Raw genomic sequence first — 12,796 nt, 5'->3', positions numbered from 1 at the left:
CAGTATCGTGGATAAGCGCTTCAAGCGCACAGCGGACGACAACGCACAACTCATGTCACCACATCCCATTGCCTGAATCGAGGCGCAGCAACGGGTGAAAGTAGAGGCAAATCGTAAAGGAAAGGTCAGCGGCTTCTTAACATTTGGGATCGAAACATGATGGGCCCGCAAATGGCTTGATTTTGCTGCAATTGCCGGTGCATTTAGCCTCCCGTAGCCAACGACCTATGTTCTTGAAAGAGCGATCATGCCGAATTTTCTATCGCCATCCATTGCGCCCATTTTCCTGCTTATTGCTTCCAATGTTTTCATGACCTTCGCCTGGTACGGTCACCTCAAGTTTCCGTCAGCGCCATTGGCGAAGGTGGTGTTCATCAGCTGGGGCATTGCGCTGATGGAATATTGGCTGGCCATTCCCGCCAATCGCATCGGCCACACGGTCTATTCGACCGCTGAACTGAAGACGATGCAGGAAGTCATCACGCTCGTCGTCTTCAGCCTGTTCTCGGTGTTTTATCTCAAGGAATCATTCACCTGGCAGCACGTGGCCGGATTTGCCCTGATTGCCGGCGGGGCGACCTTGATCTTCAAGGCGTGACTTGTTGCGCAGCATCGGGATGAGTTCGACAGCGATCATTGCCGAAAAAATGAGGGCGCACCCGACAAGGCCCTGAAGCGTCAGGCGCTCGCCGAGCAGAATCATGCCGAAGATCGCGGCGAAAAGGGCTTCGGACGAAAGCATGATGGCGGCCTGCGGCGCCGTTGTGAAACGCTGGCCGACGGCCTGCAGGGTGAAGCCAACGCCCGACGACAGGACACCCGCAAAAATGAGTTCCGGACCGGCCGCGAGGATCGAAAACAGTTCGGTCCGCTCGCTTGTCATCGAGACCAGCAGGCCGAGGATGCCGCAAACCAGATACTGCACGAGGCACAGCATAATCGGGCGCCCGCTCTGAACGCCGATGCGATTGATGAAGATGATCTGCAGTGCCCAGAAAACCGCACATCCCACGATAAGCCAGTCTCCAACAGTCAGACCATCGAGACGGCCTCCGGAAAGAAGGTAGATACCGGCAAGCGCAGTCAGGGCGCAGGGCCAGACGACCGGATGCGGCCATTGCCAAAACAGGAATACGCCGAGGATCGGCACCATGACGACGTAAAGCCCAGTCAGGAACCCGGCATTGGTGACCGACGATGTGAGCATGCCAACCTGCTGCAGGGCTGCGCCGGAAAAGAGCAGGAGGCCGATGAAGACAAAGCCAAGATAATCGCGCTGTGTCAGCCCTTGGCGCGCGTTTTTTGCCTCACGGATTGCGAGAGGCAGGACGGTCAGCGCCGCAAGAAAGAAGCGGATGGCGACAAACATGAACGGCTTGACACTGGCCATGGCCGTCGACTGGGCAACGAAGCCGAAACCCCAGATCGCTCCGGCAAGAAGCAGCAGAATATTGGCCCGGCCATGCGTCATGACGATCCCACAAGTTGGTGCGGTTACATCAGGTTCCGCAGTCGCAATTGCTCTAACTGCTGCAACCGACGACTGCAAGACGCTTAGCTTGCTCGTGCGCGTGTCAATCGAATGATCCTGCCATCAGCATCGTCGGTCAGAAGATAGACCGAGCCATCCGGCGCGACGCGGACGTCGCGGATACGGCCGAACGCGTCCTTGAGCATGCGCTCCTCGGTTGCGATCGTGCCTTTTCCATCGCGTTCAAGCCGCACCAGCGTTGCAAACTTCAGCGATCCGACAAGGAGATCGCCCTGCCATTCCGGAAACATCTCGCCTTCGTAGACGGCCAGCCCCGACGGCGCAATCGACGGATCCCAATAGTAGAGTGGCTGCTCGTAACCCTTGGCCTTCGTGCCCTTGCCGATCTTGGCGCCGGAATAATCCTTGCCGTAGGAGATGACCGGCCAGCCATAATTCTTGCCTGCCTGAGGTTGGTTGATCTCATCACCACCCTTTGCGCCATGCTCCACTGTCAGGAGCGTCTGCGTGACTGGATCCCAGGTCGCCCCTTGCGGATTGCGATGGCCCTTCGACCATATTTGCGGCAGCCCCTTATTGCCATCGGCGAACGGATTGTCCGCCGGCGTGGTACCGTCGGCATTGATGCGAAGCACGGAACCTGCTTCATCCTTGAAATCCTGGGCGCGGTTGCGGTCGCCGCGCTCGCCCATCGTGACGAACAGCTTGCCATCCGGCGTAATGACGATGCGCGAGCCGAAGTGCTGGCCCTTGCTGGTCTTCTTGCGCATCGAGGTGAGGACGGTGACGTCCTCGAGGGTTCCGCCCTGTCCACTGCGCACGAGTCTGGCGCTTGCAATCGCAGTGCCCGCACCGTCCTTGCCAGGTTCTGAGAAGGTGAAAAAGATGCTCCCGCTTTGCGCAAAATCCGGCGCCACCACGACATCGAGCAGGCCGCCCTGGCCCATCGCGGCGACCTTCGGTACACCTTTCAGCGGTTCCGATACATTGCCATCCTTGACGATCCGCATATTCCCGGCGCGCTCCGTTACGAGAAGGGCGCCATCCGGAAGGAAGGCGAGGCTCCAGGGGTGGTCCAGGTTGCTCGCGACCGTCTCGGAGGCGACTGGCGCTTTCTCGGTGTCGAAGGTCTCGGCCTGGGCTATCTGGGCGCCAAAGCAAAGGGCGCTTGCCAGCAAAATAGCTGTTCTCCGTCGCATCGATGAGGGTCCTTTCATCGCGGGCGTTGTCGGGCGTGGCGAGTCAGTTTGGGAAATTGAGAACACATTTCGACGGTTCGGTCGCCTCACAGTGATGTGAGTCCCTTGTGATTCGATACCGCATCGCCCGCAAATCCGTTTGCCGGCACTATTTCCACTTTCTTCGTGAAATTGCCTGAAACGATGCTATATTAAGTCAGGAATGATTGAACGGTTCCGAAGCTTTGAGCTCCGGCGACCGTTTTCTTTTTGTGCCGCGCGGCTCTGTTTTGGCCCGTTTTGGCACTACAACGAAAGGAGAGGACATGGAAAAGGTCCCGATGACTCAGGCAGGATTTGACAAGCTCAAGGAAGAGCTGCGCTGGCGCCAGCAAGAAGAACGGCCGCGCATCATCCAGGCGATTGCGGAGGCGCGCGCTCATGGCGACCTTTCGGAAAACGCCGAGTATCATGCTGCCAAGGAAGCGCAGAGCCACAACGAGGGTCGCGTCGGCGAACTCGAGGACTATACGGCGCGCGCCGAGATCATCGACATTACCAAGCTTTCCGGCGACAAGATCAAGTTCGGCGCGACGATCCGTCTTGTCGACGAGGACACCGAGGAAGAGCGGACGTACCAGATCGTCGGCGACCAGGAAGCCGATCCCAAGGCGGGCCGGATTTCCGTTTCCTCGCCAATCGCCCGCGCCCTGATCGGCAAGAGCGAAGGCGACACGATCGAAGTCAATGCTCCGGGCGGCGCACGGTCCTACGAGATCCTCGGCTTCAGATTCGTTTAAGCGGTGTCGTTCGATACCGTGTCAAACGTCGAGGTGATCGCGCCGAACTTCAAGCGCACGCTTTCCGGCGTCACCTCGACCATCATCCAGCTTATTCCATTGCAACGCGCGAACGGCCTCAAGATAGCAACCTTGGGGCCGGGCCTGCCGGACGATCTGCCGAAAATCCGCTGGTTGGGGCTACCCGGTCTATGGCTAAGGCCGCGAACCCGTCCGTTCCGTATCTGGCACGCCCGCCGCAATACGGAGATGGTCGCAGGCATTTTGATGCGTTCGGTCTTGCGCATGCGGCTGAAGCTGCTTTTTACCTCGGCGGCGCAGCGCGACCACAGGTCCTTCACCAAGTGGCTTATCCGGCAAATGAACGCCGTCATCGCGACGAGCGGGAAATCCGGCAGCTTCCTCGAGGTGCCGCACACGGTGATCATGCACGGTATCGACACGGAGCGGTTTCACCCGCCATCGGGCGAAGAGGACAGCTTTGCGGCCTCTGGGCTGCCGGGGAAATATCTCATCGGCTGTTCGGGCCGGATTCGGCATTCGAAAGGAACCGATCTCTTCGTCGACGCAATGATCAGCCTTTTGCCGCAGCATCCGGAATGGACGGCAATCATGACCGGCCGCACGACCGTGGAAAACAAGGGTTTCGAGCAGGAACTGCGACAGAAGATCGCCGCCGCCGGACTTGAGGACCGCATTCTTTTCCTCGGCGAAGTGCCGGACGTGCGCATCTGGTATCGCCGCATGACGCTTTACGTTGCCCCGTCCCGCAAGGAAGGCTTCGGCCTGACGCCGCTCGAAGCCATGGCGTCGCAGACGGCGGTTGTCGCGAGCGATGCGGGCGCCTATGCCGAGATGATTACGCCCGAAACAGGATCGGTCGTTCCTGCGGGTGACGGCAAGGCGCTGGAAGCAGCGATCGCGCCTTATCTCGCCGATCCGGCCCAGTGCGCCGATATGGGTAAGGCCGGCCTTGCCCATGTGCGGCAGAATTTTCCGCTGGAAAAGGAAGCCGGAAAGATTCTCGACGTCTACGAAGCTATGTTCGCGGGCGGGCTGCGGTGAAGACTGCCGCGCTGATCATCCATCTAAAGCGCGCCACAAAGCGCGGCGAACACGTCGAGAAGCTGATCAAACGCCTGCCGATCGAGGCCGAAATCCTTGATGCCATTGACGCCTTGAACATGACTTCGGGCCAAATCGATACGGTCTATGCCCGGTCATTGCATAAGCCCTACTACCCGTTCGAGCTGCGTCCTTCGGAAATCGCCTGCTTCCAGTCGCACCGCAAGGCCTGGGCGACGATCGTCGAGCGCGATCTCGATGCGGGGCTTGTCATCGAGGACGATGTCGATATCGACGACGGGCCATTCGCTGAGCAACTGGCACTGGCGCTGGAAGCCATTCAGCCCGGCGATTATATCCGCTTTCCGCGCTGGGCGCGGGGCGAACATGGGGCCGGTATTGCGCGCAAGAACACCTGTTCGATCATGCAGCCGCGCTTGCCCGGCCTTGGCATGCAGATGCAACTTGTCGGCCGCGAGGCGGCCGCAGAACTCCTGAAGGCCACGGAGCGGTTCGATCGTCCGGTCGACACGACGATACAGATGCGCTGGCTTCATTGCGCGCGCATTCTTTCCGCGCGGCCGATCACCATTCGCGAGATCGATTTCGATCTTGGCGGTACGGTCGTTCAGGGCAAGAACAAGAGTTTCGGCGCCCGCTTGAAACGGGAAATTTTAAGGCCGTATTACCGGGTCGCGTTGAACCTCTACAGCCGCACGCGACGAACCTAGAGCACCATCAAAGGTTCGTTCTTTACCGAGCGGATGGTCAGCGATGTACGCACCGAATCGACGTTCGGCGTCGAGGTGAGTTCCTCGATGACGAAGTTCTGGAAGGTGAAAAGGTCGCTCGCAACGCAGTGAAGCAGGAAGTCCGATTCACCCGAAACCATCCAGGCACGGCGCACGAGCGTCCAGTTCTGGGTCTTCTCGGCAAAGCTCTTCAGATCGGCATCGGACTGGCGGTGCAGGCGGATCATGCAGAAAGCGACGATGTCCTGCCCAAGGACCGCGCCATTGAGTATCGCGCGATAGCCCTGAATGACGCCGCTTTCCTCAAGTTTGCGCACGCGGCGCAGGCAGGGCGGCGCCGAGATACCGACGCGTTCGGCGAGCTCCACATTGGTGATGCGGCCATTGTCCTGCAATTGTTTCAGGATTTTCCAGTCGATCGCGTCGAGTTCCGCCTTCAGAGGCATGGGTGCCTTTATCCTGTTTCACACGGTAAGTGCGTTATACATATGCGATTCCTGCCGCTGTGTAATGCATTGCCCGCCGGTTGCAAACAGGTTGCGATTTATCTAGTCCAGAAGCGACGGGTAAAGAGAATAACGACGGTGACGATTTCAAGTCGTCCAGCAAGCATCAGATAGCTCAGAACAAGCAGCGAGGGATCGCCAATTGTGGAGAAGTTCCCCGCCGGGCCGATCGTTTCGCCAAATCCTGGGCCGACATTCGAAAGCGCAGTCAGGGCGCCGGTGAAAGCTGTCCCGAGGTCGTTGCCGAGCATGGCAAGCACCGTGGCGCCTGCGACGAGCGAGGCCATGTAGAGAAAGATGAACAGGAGGGCCGATTGTGCGACTTCGTCGGTGATCTCCGACTTTCCATAGCGCATCTTGACGATGGCGTTCGGCAGGATCAGGCGCGTCAGGCTTGCAGATGCCATCTGCCAGAGAATGATGAGGCGATTGATCTTGATGCCGCCGGAAGTTGAACCGGAGCAGCTGCCGATGAACGTCACGAGGAAGAATATGCCGAGTGCCTCGGCACCCCAAAGCGTATAGTCTTCTGTCGCAAAGCCCGTCGTGGTGATCACCGAGACAAGGTTGAACGTTGCCGCGATGATCGCGTCAACAAGCCCTATGCCGGTTTCCAGCATCAGCCCGGTGGCAAGGATCGCACTGAAGCCGATAATGATGATGAAGAACAGCGTGACCTGCGGATCGCTCATCGATACCCGGCGTTGCGGCATCGCCGCCTTGATATAGAGCACGAAGGGCAGGGCACCGAGGATCATGAATACGGTGGCGATGATGAGGATGGCGCGGTTGTGGGCGTAAAAGCCGAGTGATGAATCGTGCGTCGAAAAGCCCGCCGTCGCAACTGTGGTCATGCCATGATTTATGGCGTCGAACATGCCCATTCCGGCAACAAAATAGAGAATGGTGCAAATCAGCGTCAGGCTGACATAGGCGAGAACAATGCCGGTCGCGATCTGGTGGATGCGCGGCAGTATCTTCTCCGACTTGTCCGAGGATTCCATGTGCAGCAGCTGGATGCCGCCGACGCGCAAGGACGGCAGCAGCAAAAGGCCGAGGCCAATGAAGCCGAGGCCGCCGAACCAGCACAGCATCGAGCGCCAGAGCAGGATACCGCGCGGCATCCTGTCGAGACCGGTCAGAACCGTGGCGCCGGTGGCAGTAATGCCGGACATCGACTCGAAGAAGGCCTTGATGATGCTGATAGGCAGGGGCGAGAAGATGAAGGGCAGGGCGCCGAACACGGCCGCACTAAGCCAGAGGGCGACTATCAGCAGGAATCCAAGCCGGGGGGTGAAGCGGATCTCGGGGTGGTGCGTGGCAAGGCTGGTCAGCCAGCACAGGACAGCGGTAAGACCTGCTGCCTGGACGAAGACGAGCCAATCGCGGCTGCCGGCCTTGAGGTCGATGAGGGCCGGTATGAGCATCGTCGCTGCCATGATGAGGCCGAACCGCGCGCATAGATTGATGATGGTGCGAAAAATGGCGTTGACCTCCATCCGTCAGAAATCGGTCGCTACGTTCTGGAAAGGGCGGTGGTCCGCATTTTTGACATCTTCAGTTTCATAACTGGTTCGTGCAGAGCGCACAATGGAACGAAGAGGCGGGAAACGCAGCAGCAAGCTGTGGCTAACCCGCCTATGTTTTGCACAGACCTTGCAACACCGGGGGCTGAGCCACTACCTTATGGCGGTCGAACGCGAGCTGTGGCCCGCGCCAACTTTTGTGAGAAATGAATTTAAGGTCTTGTTATGTCGAAGCGCCATGTGCCCGTTCTCATTATCGGCTCCGGTCCCGCGGGTTATACCGCTGCGATCTACGCTGCCCGCGCTAATTTGAAACCGCTTATCGTGGCGGGCCTGCAGCAGGGCGGCCAGTTGATGATCACGACCGATGTCGAGAACTATCCGGGCTACGCCGATCCCGTCCAGGGACCCTGGATGATGGAGCAGATGCGCATTCAGGCCGAACATGTCGGGGCCGAAATTGCGCATGACATCATCACCGAGGTCGACTTGTCGATGCGCCCCTTCCGGCTGGTCGGGGACGGTGGAACGCAATACACCTGCGATGCGCTGATTATTGCCACCGGCGCACAGGCAAAGTGGCTCGGAATTCCGACCGAACAGTCCTTCATGGGCTTTGGCGTTTCGGCCTGCGCCACCTGCGACGGATTTTTCTATCGCAACAAGGACGTGGTCGTCGTCGGCGGCGGCAATACTGCCGTCGAGGAAGCGCTCTACCTTGCCAATCTTGCAAAGTCGGTGACCATCGTTCACCGCCGCGACCAATTCCGTGCCGAGAAAATACTGCAGGATCGCCTGTTCAGCAAAGAAAACGTGACCGTCATCTGGGACAATGTCATAGACGAGATCACGGGCACCGAAGCGAAGGCGCCGCTGCCGGCATCGGTCTCGGGCGTGCGCCTGAAGAACATCAAGACTGGCGAAACCACTGATCTTGAGACAGATGGCGTCTTTGTTGCCATCGGTCACGCGCCGGCCGTGGAGCTCTTCAAAGGCAAGCTCAAGCACAAGCCGAACGGCTATCTTTGGACGGCGGCGGATTCCACGGCAACCGATGTTGCGGGCGTCTTTGCTGCCGGCGATGTCACGGACGACATCTACCGTCAGGCGGTAACTGCAGCAGGCATGGGTTGCATGGCAGCACTTGAAGCCGAACGCTGGTTGGCCGCCCAGGAACCAGTACGCGAAGCTGCTGAATAAGAATAACCGCCGCGCACCGCGCCTGATGGCACGCGGGGCTGCGGTGGAATGTTGACTGGCCCAACCTCAGACAATCAAACATGATTTTGGGGGCAATGGGTCAAATGGAGCTGGCCGCGATGGCGCGGCCGGAGTGGGGAGAAAACTGCGCGATGTCGCTTGATTGGGACAAGTTGCGAATATTTCATGCTGCGGCAGAAGCTGGGTCGTTCACCCATGCTGCCGAGACATTGCACCTGTCGCAATCGGCTATTTCCCGTCAAGTCAGCGCCCTGGAGCAAGATGTCGGCGTGCCGCTGTTCCATAGGCATGCACGCGGTCTCATCCTGACCGAACAGGGCGAGGTACTTTATCGCACCGCCCACGAAGTTCTCATGAAGCTTGAAAACGTCAGGTCGCGACTTACGGAAAGCAAGGACAGGCCGTCTGGAAAGCTGCGCGTGACGACGACGGTCGGCCTCGGTTCAGGCTGGCTTATCGAGCGCGTTCAGGAGTTCATCGAACTCTATCCTGAAGTCCAGTTGCAACTCCTCCTCGACAATGAGGAACTCGATCTGACGATGCGCCATGCTGATTGCGCCATTCGCCTGCGCCAGCCGCAACAGCCGGATCTTATTCAGCGTCGACTCTTTACCGTACACATGCACGTCTACGCCGCGCCGGGTTATATTGCCAAGTATGGCAAGATCGAAAGCATCGACGAAATCGATTCGCATCGCATCATCAGCTTCGGCGAGCCTGCGCCCTCCTATCTCACCAATCTGAACTGGCTGGAGGTCATCGGCCGATCGGATGGGAACCTCAGGCCGGCGGTACTGCAGATCAACAACCTTTTGTCGATCAAGCGTGCCATCCAGAAAGGCGTCGGCATCGGTGTATTGCCGGACTATATGGTGGAGAAGGACTCGACACTTGTTCGGCTTCTGCCCGAGATGGAATTGCCGTCCTTCGATACGTTCTTCTGCTATCCGGAGGGCATCAAGAACGCCGCAAAGCTGCATGTTTTCCGCGATTTCCTGTTTTCCAAGGCGCGCACCTGGGCGTATTAGACTATCCTTTCTTCGCAGGCGAATTATAGTCCATCGTGAGGCACCTTCGAACGGACCGGCCATTTCGCCGGCACGGTGTGTCATGCCTGCAGTTGCTCGCATATCGATTGCGTTTTTGAGTCTGCTCCTGGCCTCTGGTCACAGCGATGCAGAAACACAAACGCTGATCGCCTCCGCCAATTTCGATTTCGTCGATACGTCCGGTGAGCCCCGGGACCAGTCCGCCGACCATCAGAGGCGGCTGAGGGAGCTTGCCGACTATCTGCGCCGGCAACTGGCGGAGCAAGGCAAGTTCAAATTGGTGCCGTTGCCATGCCAGGACGGCCAATGCACGGCGACCGACCCGGGATTTGCAGCGCTCTCCGCAATGGCGAGGCAAAACGGCGCGGCCTATGTCGTCATCGGCGCCGTGCAGAAAACCAGCACGCTCATCGGCTGGCTGCGATACTCGGTGCTGGACGTCAAGGACAGCCGCGCCGTCTGCGGCGACTTCATCACCTATCGGGGCGATACCGACGAAGCATGGCGGCGGGCCGCAAAGTTTTCGGCCGGACAAATCGTTCGGCATTGCGATTTCAATATGCAAAAATGATGAATTCTTAAGCGGATTGGCGCGCTATGCATCAGATGCATGGGTGCAATGCACAATTGGATGTTGCGAGAAACGGCCAAAACCTTCATATCCACATCACTTGCCGGTGCGTCTCCTCCTCCCATTGCGCGCCCGCAAGTGTTCCCCTCTGGAGGTTTTAGCCGGAAACGGCACCTTCAAAACTTAAGGCCGGGCATTTGTCCGGCCTCTTTTCTTTTCAGGGGTACGCTTCTTAGCGATAGAGTTCTTCACCCTCGATCCCCGCATATAATCCAGCCACCTGTTCGCCATACCCGTTGAATAGCAACGTCGGCACGGTCTCGCCCGTTTGCAACACACGCTCCTGCGCCTGGCTCCAGCGCGGGTGCGCTACATCCGGATTGACGTTGGCCCAGAATCCATATTCGTTCGAGGCCAGCCCTTCCCAGAAGCTTACCGGCTGCTCGTCGGTGAAGCTGATCTTGCGGATCGATTTGATCGATTTGAATCCATATTTCCACGGCAGGGCAAGGCGAAGCGGCGCGCCAAACTGGTTGAGCAGCGGCTTGCCATAGGCGCCCGTCACCATGAAGGCGAGTTCGTTGGCCGCTTCCGCCATGGTTACCCCCTCCACATAGGGCCAGGTATAGAGGAAGCCATTCTGGCCGCTCGCCATCGCCGCATCGTAGAATGTCTCGAAGCGAATATATTTCGCCGAGGCGGTCGGCTTTGCCAGTTCCACAAGCTTCGCCAACGAGAAGCCGGTCCAGGGTATGGTCATCGACCATGCCTCGACGCAGCGGTGCCGGTAGAGACGCTCCTCCAGCGGCATTTTTGCCTCAAGTTCGGCAAAGGCGATGGTGAAGGGTTTTTCCACCATGCCGCCGATTTCAATGTCCCATGGATTGGTGACGAGGGTATGCGCCTCGGTCCATATGTCCTTATCGCCACCGAACTCATAGAAATTATTGTACTTCGAATTGATCTCTTCCGGCGTCAGGCTGCGGTCGAGTTTATAAGCCGCATTCTGTTTCGCGGGGTAGAGCGCCGGGTTGCCCGCAGGCAAAGTTGCAGCCCGCACGGTTTTCGGCAGGCTGGCGCTCGCGGCAAGCGCCAGCGCTCCGAGGCCCCAGGCCTTCAAAATGTCCCTGCGATCGAGAAATGCCGTTTCAGGGGTCGCCAAGGCGTCGGAAATCGCCCAGGCGGGCTTGCGAATTATTACGGCCATGACCACTCCGTTATGCCGGTTGCGGGGTGCAAAATAGCCAGTAATCGCAGACCGTTCTCACACAATGGCGTGATTAGTCGGCGGAACGAAAAGGGGCCGCTTTACGGCCCCCTTCGCTGGTCTTCTGCAGTCAATCAGCGAAGGCTGGCGCAGAAGCGCTGAATGCGCTTGCCGGCCTCTTCGAGGTTGGCGTCGGAGGTTGCATAGGAAATGCGGAAGTTCGGGCCGAGCCCGAATGCCGAGCCATGTACGGCCGCGACAGCTTCGGTCGCCAGCAATTCGCTGACGAAATCCTCGTCAGTTTCGATGACCTTGCCCGACGGCGCGGTCTTGCCGATTGCGGCCGCGCAGGACGGATAGACGTAGAATGCGCCTTCGGGTTTGGGGCATTCGAGGAGCTTGGTCTGGTTCAGCATCGAGACGATCAGGTCGCGACGTCCTTCGAAGGCCTTCTTGAACACCGGCAAATGTTCTTGCGTTCCATCAAGCGCTTCCACGGCCGCCCACTGCGAAATGGAACTCGTCCCGGAAGTCTGCTGGCCCTGGACCATGTCCATTGCCTTGATCAGTTCGAGCGGGCCGGCGGCGTAGCCGATGCGCCAGCCGGTCATGGCATAGGCCTTCGAAACGCCGTTCATCGTCAGGGTGCGGTTGTAGAGGTTCGGCTCGACCTGCGCCGGCGTGACAAACTTGAAGTCGCCATAGGTCAGGTGCTCGTACATGTCGTCGGTCAGCACCCAAACATGCGGATGGCGCATCAGCACATCCGTCAGCTTCTTCATTTCGTCCCACGTATAGGCCGCGCCCGAGGGGTTCGAAGGCGAATTCATGATGATCCACTTGGTCTTCGGCGTGATCGCACGCTCGAGATCCTCGGGCTGCAACTTGAATTCGTTCTTCTGCAGCGCGGAGACGATCACCGGGGTGCCGCCGCACAACGCCACCATCTCCGGGTAGCTTACCCAATAGGGCGCAACGCAGATCACTTCATCGCCTGGATTGAGCGTCGCAAGCAGCGCGTTATAGATGACGTGCTTGCCGCCGGTGCTGACGATAACCTGGTTCGCCTTGTATTCGAGTTCGTTCTCGCGCTTGAATTTGCGCACGATCGCTTCACGAAGCTGCGGTATGCCCGCAACGGGCGTATATTTGGTTTCGCCGCGGCGGATGGCGGCAATTGCTGCTTCCTTGACATTATCGGGCGTGTCGAAGTCCGGCTCGCCGACCGATAGGGAAATGACATCACGGCCCTCGGCTTTCAGATCGCGTGCTTTCTGGGTGATCGCAATGGTTGCGGAAGTCTTCACACGGGAAAGGGCGTCTGCGAGGAATGCCATTTTGTCGTTCTCCAGAAACGAGGGTTGATAACCGCCGGGCGGTTGCGGGGTTCGTATGTCGCAATGGAGGGCGAATCGCAAGCAAAAGCATG

13 protein-coding genes are annotated in these 12,796 nt (G+C 58.7%); 7 read left to right on the top strand and 6 right to left on the bottom strand.

What is annotated here, in order from left to right; genetic code table 11:
* Positions 1-247 precede the first annotated feature (247 nt).
* Positions 248-598 carry a DMT family protein gene (locus BM074_RS17750; RefSeq protein ID WP_027233393.1) on the top strand — a complete coding sequence of 117 codons (351 nt, stop codon included), beginning with the start codon at positions 248-250 and terminating at the stop codon, positions 596-598.
* Here BM074_RS17750 and BM074_RS17745 read toward each other — a convergent pair.
* Together BM074_RS17745 and BM074_RS17740 are read right to left on the bottom strand one after the other, a co-directional pair.
* A complete protein-coding gene (locus tag BM074_RS17745) occupies positions 527-1,471 on the bottom strand; it encodes a DMT family transporter (RefSeq protein WP_091923803.1) in 945 nt (314 codons plus the stop codon). The two genes, BM074_RS17750 and BM074_RS17745, sit on opposite strands and share 72 nt — an antisense overlap.
* 83 nt (positions 1,472-1,554) lie before the next feature.
* Entirely contained in the window at positions 1,555-2,691 is a 1,137-nt protein-coding gene (locus tag BM074_RS17740; protein ID WP_091923802.1) for a PQQ-dependent sugar dehydrogenase, read from the bottom strand.
* Between the two features lie 305 nt (positions 2,692-2,996).
* On the opposite strand from BM074_RS17740, the gene greA reads away from it, so the two are divergent.
* The 3 genes from greA to BM074_RS17725 are packed head-to-tail and all read left to right on the top strand — an operon-like array spanning position 2,997 to position 5,266.
* Positions 2,997-3,470 carry a transcription elongation factor GreA gene (gene greA, locus BM074_RS17735; protein ID WP_091923800.1) on the top strand — a complete coding sequence of 158 codons (474 nt, stop codon included), beginning with the start codon at positions 2,997-2,999 and terminating at the stop codon, positions 3,468-3,470.
* Positions 3,471-3,488: 18 nt separating this feature from the next.
* Entirely contained in the window at positions 3,489-4,535 is a 1,047-nt protein-coding gene (locus BM074_RS17730; RefSeq protein WP_091924023.1) for a glycosyltransferase family 4 protein, read from the top strand.
* Positions 4,532-5,266 carry a glycosyltransferase family 25 protein gene (locus tag BM074_RS17725; protein WP_091923798.1) on the top strand — a complete coding sequence of 245 codons (735 nt, stop codon included), beginning with the start codon at positions 4,532-4,534 and terminating at the stop codon, positions 5,264-5,266. Before BM074_RS17730 ends, BM074_RS17725 begins: the two co-directional genes overlap by 4 nt.
* Here BM074_RS17725 and BM074_RS17720 read toward each other — a convergent pair.
* The gene (locus BM074_RS17720; protein ID WP_091923796.1) at positions 5,263-5,733 is read right to left on the bottom strand and encodes an Lrp/AsnC family transcriptional regulator; all 471 of its coding nucleotides are present in this window, start codon (positions 5,731-5,733) and stop codon (positions 5,263-5,265) included. The two genes, BM074_RS17725 and BM074_RS17720, sit on opposite strands and share 4 nt — an antisense overlap.
* A gap of 98 nt (positions 5,734-5,831) precedes the next feature.
* Positions 5,832-7,232, bottom strand: coding sequence for a TrkH family potassium uptake protein (locus tag BM074_RS17715; RefSeq protein ID WP_091924021.1), 1,401 nt, complete (start codon positions 7,230-7,232; stop codon positions 5,832-5,834).
* Positions 7,233-7,544: 312 nt separating this feature from the next.
* On the opposite strand from BM074_RS17715, the gene trxB reads away from it, so the two are divergent.
* The 3 genes from trxB (at position 7,545) to BM074_RS17700 (ending at position 10,160) form a co-directional block, all read left to right on the top strand.
* On the top strand, positions 7,545-8,519 hold the full coding sequence (trxB, locus tag BM074_RS17710; RefSeq protein WP_091923793.1) for a thioredoxin-disulfide reductase: 975 nt from the start codon (positions 7,545-7,547) through the stop codon (positions 8,517-8,519).
* A gap of 152 nt (positions 8,520-8,671) precedes the next feature.
* The gene (locus BM074_RS17705; protein WP_027233385.1) at positions 8,672-9,568 is read left to right on the top strand and encodes a LysR family transcriptional regulator; all 897 of its coding nucleotides are present in this window, start codon (positions 8,672-8,674) and stop codon (positions 9,566-9,568) included.
* A 115-nt stretch (positions 9,569-9,683) separates the two neighbouring features.
* Positions 9,684-10,160, top strand: coding sequence for a DUF2380 domain-containing protein (locus tag BM074_RS17700; RefSeq protein ID WP_175499060.1), 477 nt, complete (start codon positions 9,684-9,686; stop codon positions 10,158-10,160).
* 232 nt (positions 10,161-10,392) lie between these two features.
* Here BM074_RS17700 and msrP read toward each other — a convergent pair whose 3' ends face one another.
* Positions 10,393-11,367, bottom strand: a complete 975-nt coding sequence (gene msrP / locus BM074_RS17695; RefSeq protein ID WP_091923789.1) for a protein-methionine-sulfoxide reductase catalytic subunit MsrP — start codon at positions 11,365-11,367, stop codon at positions 10,393-10,395.
* A gap of 134 nt (positions 11,368-11,501) precedes the next feature.
* On the bottom strand, positions 11,502-12,704 hold the full coding sequence (locus BM074_RS17690) for a pyridoxal phosphate-dependent aminotransferase (RefSeq protein WP_091923786.1): 1,203 nt from the start codon (positions 12,702-12,704) through the stop codon (positions 11,502-11,504).
* Between the last annotated feature and the right edge of the window lie 92 nt (positions 12,705-12,796).

It is taken from the genome of Phyllobacterium sp. CL33Tsu, from assembly GCF_900113985.1.
Taxonomy (GTDB): Bacteria; Pseudomonadota; Alphaproteobacteria; order Rhizobiales; family Rhizobiaceae; genus Phyllobacterium; species Phyllobacterium pellucidum.
Note: the sequence above shows the minus strand (reverse complement) of the source record. Positions and strands in the feature narration are given on the sequence as shown.

Coding starts and splice junctions, on each gene's coding strand:
- BM074_RS17750 (WP_027233393.1), top strand. CDS start 248: ATGCCGAATTTTCTATCGCCATCCATTGCGCCCATTTTCCTGCTTATT.
- BM074_RS17745 (WP_091923803.1), bottom strand. CDS start 1,471: ATGACGCATGGCCGGGCCAATATTCTGCTGCTTCTTGCCGGAGCGATC.
- BM074_RS17740 (WP_091923802.1), bottom strand. CDS start 2,691: ATGCGACGGAGAACAGCTATTTTGCTGGCAAGCGCCCTTTGCTTTGGC.
- greA (WP_091923800.1), top strand. CDS start 2,997: ATGGAAAAGGTCCCGATGACTCAGGCAGGATTTGACAAGCTCAAGGAA.
- BM074_RS17720 (WP_091923796.1), bottom strand. CDS start 5,733: ATGCCTCTGAAGGCGGAACTCGACGCGATCGACTGGAAAATCCTGAAA.
- BM074_RS17715 (WP_091924021.1), bottom strand. CDS start 7,232: ATGGCAGCGACGATGCTCATACCGGCCCTCATCGACCTCAAGGCCGGC.
- trxB (WP_091923793.1), top strand. CDS start 7,545: ATGTCGAAGCGCCATGTGCCCGTTCTCATTATCGGCTCCGGTCCCGCG.
- BM074_RS17705 (WP_027233385.1), top strand. CDS start 8,672: ATGTCGCTTGATTGGGACAAGTTGCGAATATTTCATGCTGCGGCAGAA.
- msrP (WP_091923789.1), bottom strand. CDS start 11,367: ATGGCCGTAATAATTCGCAAGCCCGCCTGGGCGATTTCCGACGCCTTG.
- BM074_RS17690 (WP_091923786.1), bottom strand. CDS start 12,704: ATGGCATTCCTCGCAGACGCCCTTTCCCGTGTGAAGACTTCCGCAACC.